Annotated in this window: 13 protein-coding genes; 12 read left to right on the forward strand and 1 reads right to left on the reverse strand. The window is 47.8% G+C overall.

All coding sequences use genetic code 11. From position 1 onward, the window contains the following. The first annotated feature begins 10 nt into the window (after nt 1-10). From MHB56_RS20995 to MHB56_RS21045, 11 genes are all read left to right on the forward strand, one after another. Entirely contained in the window at nt 11-910 is a 900-nt protein-coding gene (locus MHB56_RS20995) for an FAD binding domain-containing protein (protein ID WP_341143957.1), read from the forward strand. Nucleotides 911-944: 34 nt separating this feature from the next. After that, nucleotides 945-3,239 carry a xanthine dehydrogenase subunit D gene (gene pucD, locus MHB56_RS21000; RefSeq protein ID WP_076308047.1) on the forward strand — a complete coding sequence of 765 codons (2,295 nt, stop codon included), beginning with the start codon at nt 945-947 and terminating at the stop codon, nt 3,237-3,239. Then, nucleotides 3,226-3,762, forward strand: a complete 537-nt coding sequence (locus tag MHB56_RS21005; protein WP_339189995.1) for a (2Fe-2S)-binding protein — start codon at nt 3,226-3,228, stop codon at nt 3,760-3,762. The genes pucD and MHB56_RS21005 overlap by 14 nt, the downstream gene beginning before the upstream one ends. Nucleotides 3,763-3,766: 4 nt before the next feature. Further along, a complete protein-coding gene (gene uraD / locus MHB56_RS21010) occupies nt 3,767-4,279 on the forward strand; it encodes a 2-oxo-4-hydroxy-4-carboxy-5-ureidoimidazoline decarboxylase (RefSeq protein ID WP_076185397.1) in 513 nt (170 codons plus the stop codon). A 43-nt stretch (nt 4,280-4,322) separates the two neighbouring features. Then, a complete protein-coding gene (gene pucL, locus MHB56_RS21015; RefSeq protein ID WP_341143958.1) occupies nt 4,323-5,273 on the forward strand; it encodes a factor-independent urate hydroxylase in 951 nt (316 codons plus the stop codon). After that, the gene (uraH, locus tag MHB56_RS21020; protein ID WP_076125436.1) at nt 5,273-5,647 is read left to right on the forward strand and encodes a hydroxyisourate hydrolase; all 375 of its coding nucleotides are present in this window, start codon (nt 5,273-5,275) and stop codon (nt 5,645-5,647) included. The genes pucL and uraH overlap by 1 nt, the downstream gene beginning before the upstream one ends. A gap of 33 nt (nt 5,648-5,680) precedes the next feature. Then, nucleotides 5,681-7,075 (forward strand): allantoinase, encoded by a 1,395-nt coding sequence (locus MHB56_RS21025; protein WP_341143959.1) that lies wholly within the window; start codon nt 5,681-5,683, stop codon nt 7,073-7,075. Further along, nucleotides 7,072-8,328, forward strand: coding sequence for a M20 family metallo-hydrolase (locus MHB56_RS21030; RefSeq protein ID WP_341143960.1), 1,257 nt, complete (start codon nt 7,072-7,074; stop codon nt 8,326-8,328). The genes MHB56_RS21025 and MHB56_RS21030 overlap by 4 nt, the downstream gene beginning before the upstream one ends. Nucleotides 8,329-8,362: 34 nt before the next feature. Next, a complete protein-coding gene (locus tag MHB56_RS21035) occupies nt 8,363-9,595 on the forward strand; it encodes a pyridoxal-phosphate-dependent aminotransferase family protein (protein WP_339247138.1) in 1,233 nt (410 codons plus the stop codon). 233 nt (nt 9,596-9,828) lie between these two features. Next, nucleotides 9,829-11,646 (forward strand): adenine deaminase, encoded by a 1,818-nt coding sequence (locus MHB56_RS21040; protein WP_076302278.1) that lies wholly within the window; start codon nt 9,829-9,831, stop codon nt 11,644-11,646. Nucleotides 11,647-12,003: 357 nt separating this feature from the next. Then, on the forward strand, nt 12,004-12,456 hold the full coding sequence (locus tag MHB56_RS21045; RefSeq protein WP_076125508.1) for an IDEAL domain-containing protein: 453 nt from the start codon (nt 12,004-12,006) through the stop codon (nt 12,454-12,456). 92 nt (nt 12,457-12,548) lie between these two features. On the opposite strand, the gene hemH is transcribed toward MHB56_RS21045, so the two are convergent. Then, nucleotides 12,549-13,562: a ferrochelatase gene (hemH, locus tag MHB56_RS21050; RefSeq protein WP_341143961.1), complete on the reverse strand. Its 1,014-nt coding sequence runs from the start codon at nt 13,560-13,562 to the stop codon at nt 12,549-12,551. 450 nt (nt 13,563-14,012) lie between these two features. On the opposite strand from hemH, the gene MHB56_RS21055 reads away from it, so the two are divergent. Then, a complete protein-coding gene (locus MHB56_RS21055) occupies nt 14,013-16,310 on the forward strand; it encodes an FMN-binding protein (protein ID WP_341143962.1) in 2,298 nt (765 codons plus the stop codon). The last annotated feature ends 54 nt before the right edge of the window (nt 16,311-16,364 follow it).

Consider the following 16,364-nt stretch of genomic DNA (forward strand, 5'->3'; position numbering starts at 1 on the left):
GGCGGAGTGTATGGGAGTTATACGGGAAGAGGATGGAAGACTACCTGAAGTAATTCAACCCCACAGCCTGCACGAAGCTTGGGAGAGAAAAACGGCGTTTGGAGACAGTTCCCGATATGTCGCAGGAGGAACATTGCTGAGAACAGGGTGGGAAAATGGAACGGATCATATGCCCAAACAGCTGATTGATCTTCGGCAAATCACAAATCTCGGCGACATTACCTTAACGGAATTTCACTTATCTCTGGGCGCTCTTGTTCCACTCTCCCAGTGCCGCAGTAATGAGCATTTGCAGGCCGTGGCTCCTGCGCTGCAAGAGGCTGCACGTTGCATAGCGGCTCCGTCGGTGCGTAATCTTGCCACGCTCGGGGGCAATATCGCTTCTGGCTTCGGAGATATTCTACCTGCGTTACTGGTCTATGACGCGGAGTTAATCTCCTTTGACGGCAAATTTATGACGGCACTACCTTTGATAGAGTGGCTAAACAATCACTGGAGCGGGATAAAACCTGCGGCAGATCTTGTGGCTGAGATTCGCATCTCACCTACTCTCTTAGAGAGTCCGTTAACGGATAGGCTAGAAATTTTTCGTAAGGTTGGCCGCAGGGAAGTGTTCACCCCTTCACTTGTAACGGTAGCAATCTCAGCATCAATCGATGAGGAACTCCGTTTCCGTGAGGTGCGTATCGCCGCAGGTGGGGGCTCTGGGCGGCCGCAGCGACTAAGTAGAGCTGAAGTTATGCTTGAAGGTGTGAGGTATACAGAGGAGCTGTTGGCTTCTTTATATGAAGAGGTTGAGAACAGCTTTGAGACGTATAGTGATCCCTTTGCAACAGAACTTTACAAGAAAAAGACTGCTGGGAATTTGGTTGTATCTGAGCTGTGGAAGGCTATGAATATACGGAGTTAAGAGGTGAATAACCCGACGAAAGGAGAGAGGGAAAATGCTGCTGAATAAGGAATCCAGCGGTAGCCGCTGGCGTACACGACCCGATGGAGAGGGCAAGGTATCCGGTAAGCTGCAGTATTTGACCGACATGAGGGCAGAAGGAATGTTGATCGGCCGCGTGCTTCGCAGTGAGCAGGCACATGCTCGTATTTTGTCCATACGCATTGAGAAGGCCGTTGAAGTCCCTGGTGTACACGCTGTAATTACTCATGAGGATGTGCCCGGACTTAACGGCTTTGGCATAGCTTTGCCGCATCAACCGGTATTTTGCAGTGACCGTGTGCGTTACACTGGCGATGCGATTGCGGCAGTCGCGGCAGAGACGGACGAAATTGCGGAATACGCCTTATCTCTTATCGAAGTGGATTATGAGCTTCTACCCTTACTCGAGAATCCGGAAGAGGCGATGAAAAAGGACGCAATTCTGCTGCATGCCGAGGGAAACGTGCTTCATCATACGGAATATCGGAAAGGGGAGCCGGAAACGGTATTTACGGATTGCTGTCATGTGGTAGAGGAGACTTACTATACACCACGCCAAATGCACACCTATATGGAGACTGAAGGTGGACTGTTTATCCCAGAGGATAACGGACGGCTTACCGTATATTCAGCTACACAACATGGGTTGATGGATCGCCTGCAGCTATCCAGAATTCTGGCTATTCCTCAAGAAGATATTCGCGTCATCTCGAGTCCTATCGGCGGGTCCTTTGGAGGAAAAGACGAGCTGAATGTACAGCCATATGGAGCGCTGCTCGCCTTGCGGACACTCCGTCCGGTAAGACTGCATAATTCGAGAGCTGAATCGGTACGTGCAGGACTAAAACGCCATCCCATGAAAATCACCATGAAAACTGGCTGCGACCCCGAAGGAATCATCAGGGCACATCAGGTCAGAATTATTTCGGATACGGGAGCTTACGCAACACTGGGGGCGGAGGTGCTCAACTTCGCGACAGAACATGTGATGGGCCCCTATATCATCGATCATGTGGATGTGAAGGGTTTTGCTGTATATACCAATAACGGTGTATCTGGTGAATTTCGCGGTTTTGGCGGCAATCAGGCGATTTTCGCTTTGGAGGGACAAATCGATCGGTTGGCTGAGCGATTGCAGATCGATCCGTGGGAAATGCGCCGCCGCAATTTGCGTAAATATGGAGATCTGGGGCCGCTGGGTCAGGAAATTGCTCAGACCGATGGTGCCTTTCAGGTGTGGGAAGCGCTGGCGGGTTCGCCTCTTATGACTGAGGCCGCATCTACAGACAGTGATTCAGGTGTTGTGGAACCTTGGATCGTAACTGGAACGGGTGCTGCTATAGCTATGCATGGTGCAGGACTTGGTTATGGTATTCCCGATCCGGCGGGTGGCAGGCTCTCTTTGACGCTAGAGGGCAAGATTGAGGCGGTGTTTGGTTACGAGGAGTTTGGTCAGGGGTTAATCGCAACAATGGAACAAATGCTGATTGAACAGTTTGGCTTGGCGGCAGAGGATCTAAGCATCGTCATTGGCGATACGGATGTTGTGCCCGATAGCGGATCTAGTACGGCTTCCCGATCAACCAGCATGATGTGGATGGCCTTAAAACGGCTGCGTCCAGACTTCACCGCTCGAGTGCTGCAGGCAGCTGCGATGATAAAGCCAGAGCTGGATAACTATGAAATGAAGCTCGGCCCTGGCGGTATTTGGCTAAAAGACGGCGGTCTGCTTCTGACTTACAAGGACTTGGCACAGCATATTTCAGAACCCATTGTCTGTAATACAAAGTTTACTTATCCAACCACACCCTTTAAAAGAGTGGGGGCACATTTCCTATACACCTATTCTGCAATCGCAGTCCGCGTGGAAGTTAATCTGCTTACTGGACGTGTTCGTGTACTGGATCAATATCATGCGGTAGCGGCGGGACCGGTGGCTAATCCGCAAGGTTATCTTGGACAGATCGAAGGTGGCAGCAGTATGGCGGTCGGTTTCACCTTGTCAGAGGATGCTGTGATGTCTGGCGGCAGCTATGTCACCAAAAATTTAGACACCTATTTGGTGCCGACCATTGCCGACATGAATGGCAGCATTCAGGTGCAGCCGATAGAGGATTTGCCGGATCATGACACGTACGGTCCTCGCGGCATTGGAGAGGTGGGTTCCGTCAATTTAGCTCCGGCAGTCGCGTCAGCCATATTTCAGGCTGTAGGGAAACGGGTAACCAAGCTGCCCATTGATCCCGAATGGCTGCAGTCTACACCGTTTATTCCACAAAAGGTGGTGAACATCCATGTCGAGCCATAATTCAGATGCGAATCTAGATGAAGATAACCTTGACCCCTTATCGTCTGAGGAAGCCTTTGCAGAAGAGAGGTTCACCTTTAATTGCAATCTTAATGGCAAAGCGATATCCACGGAGATTCCACCCTCCCGCCGGCTTTTAAAGGTCATACGTGAAGATTTGGAGCTGACCGGCACAAAACGTTCTTGTGAGATTGGCCGCTGCGGGGCATGTCTGGTGCTGGTGGATGGACGTCCAGTGAATTCATGTCTGGTCATGGCCTATCAATGCTCAGGTGCGGAAATTACAACGATTGAGGGTCTTAGTGAAGTAGGCCTGCATCCCGTTCAGCGGGCTTTTTTAGAAGAGGGGGGGTTCCAATGCGGTTATTGCACACCAGGGATGGTTATCTCGGTGGTTGCTCTGCTGGAAGAGAACCCGCATCCTACTCAGGCTGAAGTGGAAGAAGCTTTATCGGGTAACATTTGTCGCTGTACGGGGTACGGTGGCATTTTACGAGCTGTTAACAAAGCTATTGGAGGTTGAGTGGATGGTCGTTTCTGAAGGCAGGTTTACGATGGAAGAGATAAATGCCATGAGTATAACGGATTTTGTGAAGCATCTAGGCGGCATTTTTGAACATTCACCGTGGGTAGCAGAGGAGGCTTATAAGCAGATTCCGTTCCATTCTTTAGAGCATTTGCATAGCACCATGATGCAGACCGTACTGAGTGCTGACCGGAGCCGAATGGAGGGACTATTAAAAGCTCACCCGGATTTGGCGACTAGGCTTCAAGTTACGGCTTTATCTGCTTCTGAGCAGCAGGGAGCTGGACTGGATCGGTTAACAACGGAAGAGTTCAATCTATTAAATGATCTGAATCGAAAGTATACGGACAAATTTCATTTCCCTTTTATTCTAGCTGTTCGTGGCAAAAACAAAGATGACATTATCAGCGCCATTGGCGTGCGAGTTGAGCGTTCCCCTCAGGAGGAATGGGTTCAAGCCTTTTCTGAAGTCGGTACAATTACGAGATTTCGCCTAAGTGATTTAATTATTTAATTATTTAATTATTCATTCATCATAAACGGGGAGGGTGTCAGCCATGCTGGAACCAATTAACGGACGTACAATATTTTATGGAAAAAGTGATGTGCTAACTTATCGTACCTATGCTAAACCGCTGGCCGTTACCCCCGTTCCCGAATCTTCCTTCACGGGCTGCGACAACATTATATTCGCACATAATATTACATTCGCGGTCACGGGCGAAGCGTTTCTTCCTTCTTTTTCAGAGGGGGATAATTCCATGGTCGTTGCTACCGATTCTATGAAAAATTTTATCCTGCGCAATACCGCGGACTACACTGGAAGCACAACGGAGGGGCTACTGCAGCTTCTAAGCAGCCGTTTTCTCGATAAATACGATCATGTCACCGCAGTTTCAGTTTCCGCAGACCGGTTACCTTTTGAACAGGTGATGGTGCCCGGGGTTGAGGGGCTTAAACAGAGTCATTTAGTACTGCGTCACTCCAATAATGAATCTTATTCGGCTTCGTTAACTATAAAACGTGGAGAGAATGGGACTGAGGTTATCGCTCATGAATGCCGATTGAAGGATTTACAGCTGATAAAAGTGAGTGGAAGCTCGTTTTATGGATTCGTCCGTGATGAGTACACAACATTGCCGGAGAGCTTTGACCGTCCGCTTTATATTTTTCTGAATATTAACTGGACCTACAGTGGTGTTCAGCATGCTCTGGATGGAGATCTCGGCCAATATGTGGCTGCGGAGCAGGTTCGCGATATCGCCCATAACGCTTTTCATGAGCTGAACAGTCCATCAATTCAATCGTTGATTTATCAAATTGGGCTGCGCGTATTGTCCCGTTTTCCTCAGCTGGCTACCGTTTCATTTGAGTCCAATAACCGGACTTGGGAAACCATTGTTGAGCCTGAAGAAACTAAAGGTGGAGTCTTCACCGAACCTCGTCCACCCTATGGTTTTCAGGGCTTTTCTGTCAGCCGTGCAGATCTGGCCGGAGAGACAGCGTAATGAGCGGGCGTCTTACCACCCATGTGCTGGATCTGTCGCGGGGGATTCCTGCTACAGGTCTGACGCTTCAGCTCTGGAAGCTTACGGATGGGATGAGCAAGCTTCTGTGTGAAGAAGTCACGAACAGTGACGGGAGGCTGGATGCTCCGCTGTTGGAGGGAAACGAAATGGAGTCTGGATGTTACGAGCTGCTGTTTATGGTTGGCGATTACTACCGTAGAGCGGATGCCAAAGCGTCAGCAGACACTCAACGTGAGATGCCTTTTTTTCTAGAACAGATACCTATTCGCTTTCATATAGAGAGCTCCATGCAACACTACCATGTACCTTTGCTAGTAGCACCTGGTGGATATAGTACGTATCGGGGAAGTTAAGAGAAAGTTGACGACCGGAGGAGGTGGCAGCTCATGAAGGAATCCTATGAACTTGTGATTAAGAACGGGAATGTAGTGCTGCCCGATCAGGTACTCAAGCTGGATATTGCAGTATCAGAGGGTAAGATTGTCGCACTTGGAGAGGAATTTTCGCTTGCGCCGCTAACCAAAGTCATCGACGCAGATGGGTTCTATGTGCTCCCCGGTATGATTGATATGCATGTCCACTTTAATGAACCAACGTTTGGACATTGGGAAGGCTTTCGCAGCGGTTCTGCGGCGTTGGCAGCTGGCGGCTGCACAACCTATGCAGATATGCCGCTTAACGGCAATCCACCTACTGTGAACGAGGCTGGGCTTCGTCAAAAGGTAGATGCTGCGGCTGGAAACTCTGCCGTTGATTATGTGCTGTGGGGTGGGCTCGTTCCCGGCAATCTGGATGATTTAGAAGTTTTGGCAGCCGCTGGCGTCACTGGGTTTAAAGCCTTTCTCTCCAATCCTGGAGGGGAGGGCGAAGGCAGATTCCGTGAAGTGGATGAGGATACACTCTATCAAGGGATGCAGCGAATCGCTTCTCTGGGCGGGATTCTGGCGCTGCATGCAGAAAGTGAGGCTATCACGGCGGTGTTGACCGCAGATGCAGTGCGAAATGGCAGAACCAGCGCAAGTGATTTTGCGGCTTGCCGCCCTGCTGAAGCAGAGCTGGAGGCAGTGTCCAGGGCGCTGCTGTACGGTGAACGTACGGGCTGCCGGTTGCATTTTGTTCATATCAGCACGGCCGCCGCCATTGAGAAAATCTATGAAGCTAAGCTTCGAGGTCTGGACGTTTCGGCCGAAACCTGTCCACATTATCTGGTCCTCACTGAAAATGATATGAAGGCTTTAGGCCCTGTGGCGAAGTGTGCGCCTCCGCTGCGAAGTGCGGTGGAGCAGGAGAAGTTATGGGAGATGCTGGCCCAAGGCAAAATCGATCTGATTGCTTCGGATCATTCCCCCTGTCCAACGGAATTGAAGGTGAAGCCGGACTTGTCTTTTTTTGCAGCTTGGGGTGGGATCTCGGGTGCGCAGAGCAGTCTGGAGCTTATGTTCCATGAAGGCGTGAATGTGCGGGGTTTGGATGTTACATTAATTTCCAGTCTGCTTGCAGGGCAACCCGCAAAACGTTTTGGAATAGAGCATCGCAAAGGCGCTATAGCTCTAGGTCTAGATGCCGATTTAGTTCTGCTGAATCCAAATACAACCTATACGCTGACTGCGGAGGATTTATTGTATCGCCACAAGCACAGCCCCTACATCGGAAGAACTTTATCCTGCAAAGTAGTTGCTACGATCTGTCGCGGGAATGTGATCTATACCTCTGAAGAAGGAGTGATCAGTGAGGGAGGTGGACAGTGGCTGCGAGTTAGGAAGGAGCAGTACAGCCTATGAATGATTCCAGAGTTCAAGCGTCGACTCAGAAACTACTGGAGCTGCTGGAGGAGCTGGCGGCATTCAGCACACCTGGGCCAGGAGTTACTAGACTGCTATATACGGAGGAATGGAGCCGGGCGCAGATTTTTTTGCAGGAAAAAATGGCTGGGCTCGGCTTAGAAGTTTCCATAGACAAGGTTGGCAATGTATATGGACGATTGAGTGGATGCAATCCGCAGCAAAAGGTTATTTTAACCGGATCGCATATTGATACTGTAATCAATGGCGGAAAATATGATGGTACGTATGGGATCGCTGCGGCTATGATTGCGCTTCAAGATTTGCAGAGGAACTTTGGCCAGCCGCAGCGGACGCTTGAGGTCGTATCTTTTTGTGAAGAAGAGGGGAGCCGATTTCCGCTTGCTTATTGGGGTTCGGGCCATGTCACGGAAAGGTATGACGGAAGCGAGGCCGAGACCTGTATGGATGCAGAGGGCGTGACGTTAAAAGCAGCAATGGCACAATCCAGCTTCTTACAGGACATAACGGAGGAGAAAGCTTCTAAGCGGACTGGAGTCAGAAATGATATTGGTGCTTTTGTAGAACTGCACATCGAGCAGGGGATTATTCTGGAGAAGACGGACACTCAGATAGGCGTAGTTCAGGGGATTGTTGGCCAGAGACGATATGTGGTCAAGGTCAGTGGTATTGCTAATCATGCGGGCACGACACCGATGTTTATGCGGCAGGATGCACTGGCTAGTGCGGTTGAAATGCTGTACGTGCTTGAAAGTTCTGCTAAAACGGCTGGTGAACCTCTTGTAGCAACCTCGGGTAAGCTTGAGGTGTATCCGAATACGCCAAATGTGATCCCGGGTGAGGTTCTTTTTACACTAGATATCCGCCATAGTGAAGAGGACGAACTGGAACGTTTCTGTCAGAAGCTTCTAGCGGAATGTAATGAAATTGCTGTTAAACGTGGGGTGATTCTTGAGGTTACATCCGTGCTCCACACAGTCCCTGCACCTATGGATACGAAGCTATCTGCAATGCTGGGAAATATCTGCCGCCAACAGGGGAAGACGTACCGCATGATGGTAAGTGGAGCGGGACATGACGCCCAGCTGTTTGCGCCGCGTTGCCCTACTGCGATGATATTTGTGCCAAGCCGAGCTGGCATCAGCCATTCTCCGGAAGAGTATACTTCCCCTGAGCAGCTCGTTGCTGGGCTTGAGGTTCTGACTGCGATGTTATATGAGTTAGCTTATTAAAAAGAGTTCGCCGAACTTTTAAGGGAGGATCATCATGAAGCGTTACGAAGATTTGTCGCCGTCCCAACGCTGTATTATGACTCCGGGTCCGGTCGAGGTAGATCCGCGTGTACTGCGGGCGATGTCTTTTCCGGTGCTGGGTCAGTTTGATCCAGAGTTCACCTCTATTATGAATGAAACGATGGAAATGCTGCGGGAGCTGTTTGCTACTTCTAATTCATGGGCTTACCCAATTGATGGTACCTCCCGTGCTGGAATTGAAGCCGTGATGGTTAGTTTGATCCTGCCGGGTGAGCGTGTGCTGATTCCGATCTTTGGCCGCTTCGGACATCTATTGCATGAGATTGCTGAAAGATGTGGCGCTGAGGTGTTCGTGTTGGAAAAGCCATGGGGGAGTGTGTTTGAGCCGGATGAAGTGATAGCAGCTATGGAGACTTTTAAGCCACATGTGGTGGCAATGGTTCACGGGGAGACCTCTACAGGACGTGTGCAGCCACTCGCGGAAATTGGTAGAGCTTGCCGCCGGATGGATACTTTATTCATAGTCGATGCAGTTGCAACCATTGGGGGCATTCCTGTCGAGACAGATGCTTGGATGTTGGATGCCGTCGTTGGCGGTACACAGAAATGCCTGTCCGTCCCTTCCGGAATGGCACCGATAACGTATAATGATCGTGCTGAAGCTAAGCTCATGACCCGAAAACGAGTAGAACGCGGGATTAGAACAAGTGATGTCCAGCCAGGTGACTTATCTTTTGTCCGCAGCAATTATTTTGATCTCAGCATGCTTCAGGATTACTGGAGTCCACAACGTCTCAATCATCATACAGAGATGACCTCAATGCTTTATGCACTGCGGGAGGGCTTGCGGCTTACCCTTGAAGAAGGGCTGGATGCCCGATTCGCCAGACATATCCTCCATGAAAAAGCACTTGTAGCTGGATTAGCAGCTATGGGTTTAGAACTATACGGGGATCCTTCCTGCAAGCTTACTGTTGTTACCTGTGTGCTGATCCCTGAGGGGATAGATGGGGAAGCTGTCCGTTCGCTGCTGCTGGGGCGGTTCGGAATTGAAATTGCCAGTTCTTTTGGACCGTTAAAGGGAAGGATCTGGCGCATCGGTACGATGGGTTTTAGCTGTCGTGAGAATAACGTGTTGCGGCTGCTTGGAGCGCTGGAAGCCGCATTACAGCGTCATGGATTTAAGGGGCCTTGCGGGTTTGGGGTTCAGGCAGCACTTGACGTATATGAGGCAAAAGTAAGATAATCGTTGGAATAGAGCGGATGGCGGAGAGTAAAAACAGGGGCATGTCCGGATGGTTCGGACAATCTTTGGGAATAAGTAAACGGCTATCATCTACAGGGATGATTGAGCCGTTTTTTCTTACAAATACAGACCTGCGCAACTATATTATCCTAGGCTTAATAGTTAGGCAATCCTCTATGATTACGGATCTATTCACTACATCAAGACAACACTTGGATACTAACGGGGGAGAGATGAAGATGACAACTTTTACAAGAAAGCCTTTAGCGGATTGTGTACCTGAGCTTGTGGCTACGGCAAGAGGCGATAAACCGGCAACACTGGTAATTACAGGTGGAAAGCTGGTCAACGTATGCTCTGGTGAAATTCTAGAAGGAATGTCTGTTGGTGTTCAAGGTGGACGAATTGCTTATGTTGGTAAAGATGTGACACATATGATTGGCGAAGGAACGCAAGTTATTGATGCGAACGGCAAGTATATAGCTCCGGGATTGCTCGATGGCCACTGCCATATTGAGAGCACCCAGCTAACCGTTACTGAATTTTCCCGCGCTGTTCTGCCGCTTGGCACAACAGGTGGTTTCTTTGATGCGCATGAGATTGCTAATGTATTCGGGCTGAAGGGTATTCAATTGATGCTGGATGAGATGCGGGGTACGCCTTTAGCTGCTTACATGCAGGTGGCTTCTTGTGTACCTGCGGCAGGTGCGGAATTCGAGACAACGGGTGCCTCAATTGGTCCTGAAGAAGTTGCCGAAGCTTTTACTTGGGGCAAAGATGTGATTGCTCTGGGCGAAGTGATGAATTTCCCTGGCGTTGTTTACGGCGATGAGAAAATGCTTGGAGAGATTCAAGCTACGCTGCGGGCAGGCAGATTTGTTGACGGTCATTTCACATGGCCTTCCAGCGACTGGAGACTGCCAGTGTATGCTGCGGCAGGGGTAACTGGTGATCATGAGTGTGTTACAGCAGACGATGTGATTGAGCGCGTTCGACTGGGGATGTATGCCAAAATGCGCCGGGGCTCGGCTTGGCATGATGTTGCCAAGACCATCACCGCTCATACAGAGCGTGGACTTGACCCGCGTCGCATGATGCTGGTTACTGACGACCGCAGCTCGGAATCGTTACGGGACGAAGGTCATATGGATTTCGTTGTTCGCCATGCGATTGCTCAAGGCGTGAAGCCAGTAACAGCCTTCCAAATGGCAACTATTAATACAGCAGAGCGTTTTGGGTTGTCTCAGGATATCGGATCTATTACTCCAGGTTCTTTTGCGGATATTATTCTGCTGGACGGGAATTTGGCCGATGTTCACGTGGTACTTACGATTGCCGCGGGTGTAGTAGTTGCCGAAAACGGTGTGATGACGGCAGAGCTTGCTAAATTCACATATCCAGAGGAAGTTTTGGCTTCGGTTCATTTGCCGCAGCGTCCTACCGCCGAAGATTTTATTATCGCGGCTCCAATTGAAACAGGGGAACTTACTACAAGAGTTATTAAAGTAAGAGAAAATCATGTGGAGACCATTGAACGTATGGTTTCGGTACCTGTAGTGGCAGGGCAGCTGGATGTAAATGCTGTAGAGGGTCTGTGTAAAATCGCTGTGCTCGAACGGCATAAAGGAACAGGAAATAAATCAGTGGCTGTTGTGGAAGGCATCGGTTTTAAAGAACCGGCTGCTATCGCAATGACTGTTGCTCATGATAGTCATAATGTACTCGTCATCGGCAATGATAATGAGTTAATGGCCAAAGCTGCGAACGCGGTGGCGGACGCTCAGGGTGGGGTTGCCGTAATTACTTCTAGTGGAGAAACGTTATTCCCGTTGGCCATTGCAGGCCTAATGTCTACAGAGCCATTTGAAATTGCTGCTGAGAAATCAGCTGCGATCAGCAAATCGTTGTATGATGCCGGCTGTACTTTGAATTACGCGTTTATGACGTTATCGCTGCTTGCTTTGGCGGTTATCCCAACGTTACGTATCACAGATAAAGGACTCGTGCGGATTTCACCCGAGGGAATACAGTTAGTGCCATTGTTTGTTTAAGTAAATTAACTGAAGTATAATCCTAATGCAAAAAACTGTTCTGAGGTCGTAATGACCCTTCAGAACAGTTTTTTTGTTTAAATATAAGAAAGCAAAAGCTTCACATGTTGCGTAATCTTTATACATCTTATTGTAATGAACAATAATATTAAACAGATTTTTAGAGAATGAAACATTTTTCTGAGCGAAATCCTAAAAAAATATAAATAAAGCATAGTCAGGTGACGATAATAATGTTAAATTAGATAAAATTAAAGTGAATTAATGGAGTTAATTTTACATTAATGGCATATAAAGAATTATAGATAATGGCAGGTTTCGAATAACCCAACTAAGAGGGACGAGGTGCATGGAGAGATGATCAGACTAGAAACGCAAGATATTTTGAATATTAGCATGAAGCAAATTGCTACTATTTTTAAGATGAAGCCGCTTGAACTGAGATTTGTCACCGATTTTCAGGGTGAGAAATATCTCTTAACTAATGATAAGTTACACCTCAACAACCAGCAATATTGGGCAAAGGTTATGGAATGTGTCTTTGATGATCATGTTAGACCTGTGTTAATGTGTGAGGTATTATATTTCCTTCGTAATGAATTTCTGGAAAGTGACATTAAGTTATGTTTTTCTTATGATTACGCAGAGGATGGGAATGGCGCAGCTACAGCTACGGCTGAAGTATCCTTTAATGACTCAGCAGATTTACAGCCGAGTGAGATTGCCGAGCTGATTGATTTTGCGTTGACCTTGCAGGACAAGCAGTGGTTCCATGAACTGACTACGAAATATAAGCAGCTTACAGCATAAGTATCCTTTCGATTCTTCATGCTTAACAATTGATATAGCTAACCGTCTTGTCTGCAACAGAAATGATCTGTGGACAAGACGGTTTTTTTGATTTACCATCCTTGGGCGTTTTTTTCTACATGTTCAGCCAAAAAATCAAGCCAATCCTCATGGTCATTCAAACAGGGGATTGCCATAAATTCCTCTGCTTGTCCTCCACCAGCCTCGAATTGTTCTCGTCCTTCTATGGCTAGCTCATGCAGCGTTTCCAGACAATCGGTCACAAGACCCGGTGAAAAAATCAGAGGTCTACGTATTCCTCGTCCGGCAAGCTCTCCCAGAACATCCGCAGTAGAGGGTCCTACCCATTCTTCTCGTCCGAAACGTGATTGAAAACTAAGCTGCCAGCGTTCGGGCTCCCAGTTCATAGCAGAAGCAAGAAGACGCGCAGTTTCCATACATTGCTGCGGGTAAGGATCACCGGTATCCGCATACCGTTTGGGAATCCCATGGAAGGTCAGTACAAAATAATCAGGTTCTTTGCTCAGAATCTCCATTTGACGCAGTAGGTGTGACTTCAAGGCTGAAATATAACCGGGCTCATTATAGTAGGCATCAATAAATCTTAGAGCCGGAATCAGACGTTTAGTTACAGGTCCAGTGGAGCTTTGGCGACCTAAGGCTGCAAAGCTGGCCTGATCGAATACGGATGCGGTAGTCGTGGACGAATATTGCGGAAACAGCGGCACAATGATAATTCGGGTAACTCCGGCGGTGTCGAATTTCGCCATCGCTTGCTCCATGCTGGGTTCGCTATAAGCCAATCCAAGCTCTACCTGATACCGTGGACCCAGCAGTTCTTGTAATCCAGATTGCTGAGCTAAAGAGTGAAAGAGCAATGGTGATCCTTCGGTTGTCCATATTTGACTGTACAGCTCAGCGGACCGGCGTGGACGTGAACGCAGAATGACACCTCGCAGCAAAGGCTGCCACAGCAGAGGAGAATAATCTATGATTCGGCGATCTGATAAAAAACGTTTCAGATAAGGCCGTACAGCTTTTGCAGTTGGTGCAGTAGGGGTGCCGATTTGGGCGAGTATAACTCCAATAGGTGGCTGTTTGCTCAAAGCACAGAACTCCTTTCCCATATAAGAGATCGTTCTAAAATAGCATAGCTAGCCTTGAATGCACAGTTATTGAGATCACTTTGCGCGTATAAATTAAATTTAATCGCAAATAGTGATGTTTCTTATAGGGTGTGTGATTTTCGATACAGAAGAACCGCAGAAAGGTCTGGTAGTATCAAACCAGAAATTGATGGAAAACGGGTGTAAGTGTTTTTATAGTAACTTATGTGAATTATTTCACCTTTTATACAGCTTTGTGTTAAAAGGAAGAAATGAAATAGATTCAAGCTATTTTTTATTGAAAATCGAGCGTGTAAAGGCATGAGAGGGGGGATGAGTTCTTATGAAGAGAGAAGTTATGCTTCATAAGAAGAGAAGGGGCATCGTAGGAAAAAGGTTTGGTTAACAAAAAGCTACATATCACTGGGGTTTGGTAAAGGAGAATTTTCATTGAAAAAACTAATTTCTTTAACGGTTAGCGCGGCTATATTGTTAGCGCCGTTTGCTTACACACTTAATGTGCCTGCTGTAAACTTGAAGGTGGATGCAGTATCGGCAGCCTCCGAAGAAGCGGATGCACCGGCAGCAAAACCAACAGCAAAACCCACGGCAAAACCAGCAGCAACACCAAAAGCAACGGCAAAACCAGTAGCAACACCAAAGCCAACGGCAAAACCAACAGCAACGCCAAAGCCAACGGCAAAACCAACAGCAACACCAAAGGCAACAGCCAAACCAGCAGCAACCCCAAAAGCTACAGCAGCACCAGTAGCAACCCCAAAAGCAACCGCTGCACCAGCAGCGACAGTAGTACCGGCGGAAACTGTTAAGCCTGTGGCTACAGCAAAGCCTGTTACAGTTAATGAAAACGTATACCAAGATGGAGTTTACGTAGCTTATGGCGATGCATACTCCAAAGGCACGGAAGGTGCCAAGATCGAAATTAAAGATGGTAAAATTACTAGCATTGAGCTTTTGAGAACCAGTCCTAAGCTGATTGATAGAGATGCTCGTAACAATTATAGTGCTTTATGGCAAGCTTATGGATTGATGAAGGATAGATTGCTTGGCAAAACAAGAGATGGAGCAGCGGCAGTTGATGCTGTTTCGGGAGCTACCCGCTCCAGTAATGGCTGGAAATTGTCTGTAGATAGAGCGTTTGAAAGAGCTCTGACAGTGAAAGATACAAATGCCGTTTACTTTGATGGAGTTCATATGGGCGTAGATCCTACAGGTAAATATTCTGTATTCGCGACCTACGAATCCAACAAGCTTACAGATGTTAAAGTGTATCCTATGAACAGCGCTGGTGATTTCATTGAGGAGAAAGCTTACACAGCTGAGCAAGCGGCAGCGGTTGCAGCTATAGCTCCAGCCTTGCTGGCCAAAGGAACAGAGGCACAGCCTGTTGCAGGTCTTGAAGCCGACTTTAAAGCAGCGATTAACGCTTTCTGGGATGCTGAGCAGAATGCAATAATCAATAATACATCTGCTTATGTAGACGGATTCTATTCCTCTTATGGTACGGCAAGAAGTGTTGGCGTTGAAAGAGCCGACATCGTGATTCGCAACGGTAAGTTGGTTGATGTGAAGCTGTTTAGACTTGGCAACAACCTGATTGACAGAGGGGCAACAGCTTATGCGGAAGTAGTAAAAGCAAATGCTCCTATGACAGCTAAGCTGTTAGCGAATGGTTCATATATCGCTAACTATGATGAAAAGGTTGACGGAATTTCCGGAGCTACGGAAAGCAGTCACAGCTGGAACCAAGCTGTAGAAAGAGCATTTGAGAAAGCGCTGAAGGTTCCTGCTGAAGGTCAATATTTTGACGGCAAATTTGCCGGAGTAGATAACCAATCTAAAGTACTGCTGTTAGTTGATGTTGATGCAGATGCGGTAACAGGCATTAAAGTAAGTCTGTTTGGAGCTGACGGCAAGCTGATTGCTGACGATAAAATGAGTGCAGAACAAAAAGGATGGGTAGCTACACTCACATCCGGGCTGTTAGAAAAAGGTGTGCAAATGGCCGATATTACAGGCCAAGAAGCATTGTCGGCAGCAGCTAAAGCAGCACTGACAGATGCTTTGACCAATGCATCCAAAGTCCAAGGAACCTATAAAGACGGAACCTTTACTGCATTTGGTGATGCTTATGATAAAGGAACGAACAGAGCAGACGTTACCCTGCGTAACGGCAAAATCGTAAATGTAGCCTTGTACCGTGTAGGAATGAACCTTGTAGATAGAGGGAACGCTGCTTACCCTGAGGTGGTAAAAGCAATTCCTCAGTTGACGGCTAGCTTCCTCGCAGCAGGGACTAGAGAAGGTGTGCAGGAAGTAGATGCTGTGTCTGGTGCAACCAGCAGCAGCGTGGCTTTGAAGACTGCGGTGGATAGAGCATACGGAAAAGCTGAGGTTGTAGAAGCTAATAAAGCGGCTTATTTCGATGGAATCTTCATTGGTGTAAGTGCCGATAAGCTTGTAAATGTTATGGTGAATGTAGAGTACGGTGTTCCTGTCAAAATGCTTGTTTATTATTTGGATAAAAACGGAAGTGTAAGAACAATCAATCAGTTAACGGACGCGGAGCTGGCAGTGAAAGGTGAAATCGAGTCGACATCGACCGGATACAGCCTGCACAAATATGGTTACCGTCCAGCAGCCTTCGGAAAAAATGATGCAGAAAAAGAAATATCCGCTAAAGCGGTAGAAGCTATTAAATCAGCGCTTGAATCGGCTGGTAAATAATTATCGTTTTATAATAAAAGGAGGATATTCCAGTGCCAGAATATGGCCGGGGAG

Source organism: Paenibacillus sp. FSL H8-0315, from assembly GCF_038005365.1.
Taxonomy (GTDB): Bacteria; Bacillota; Bacilli; order Paenibacillales; family Paenibacillaceae; genus Paenibacillus_AQ; species Paenibacillus_AQ odorifer.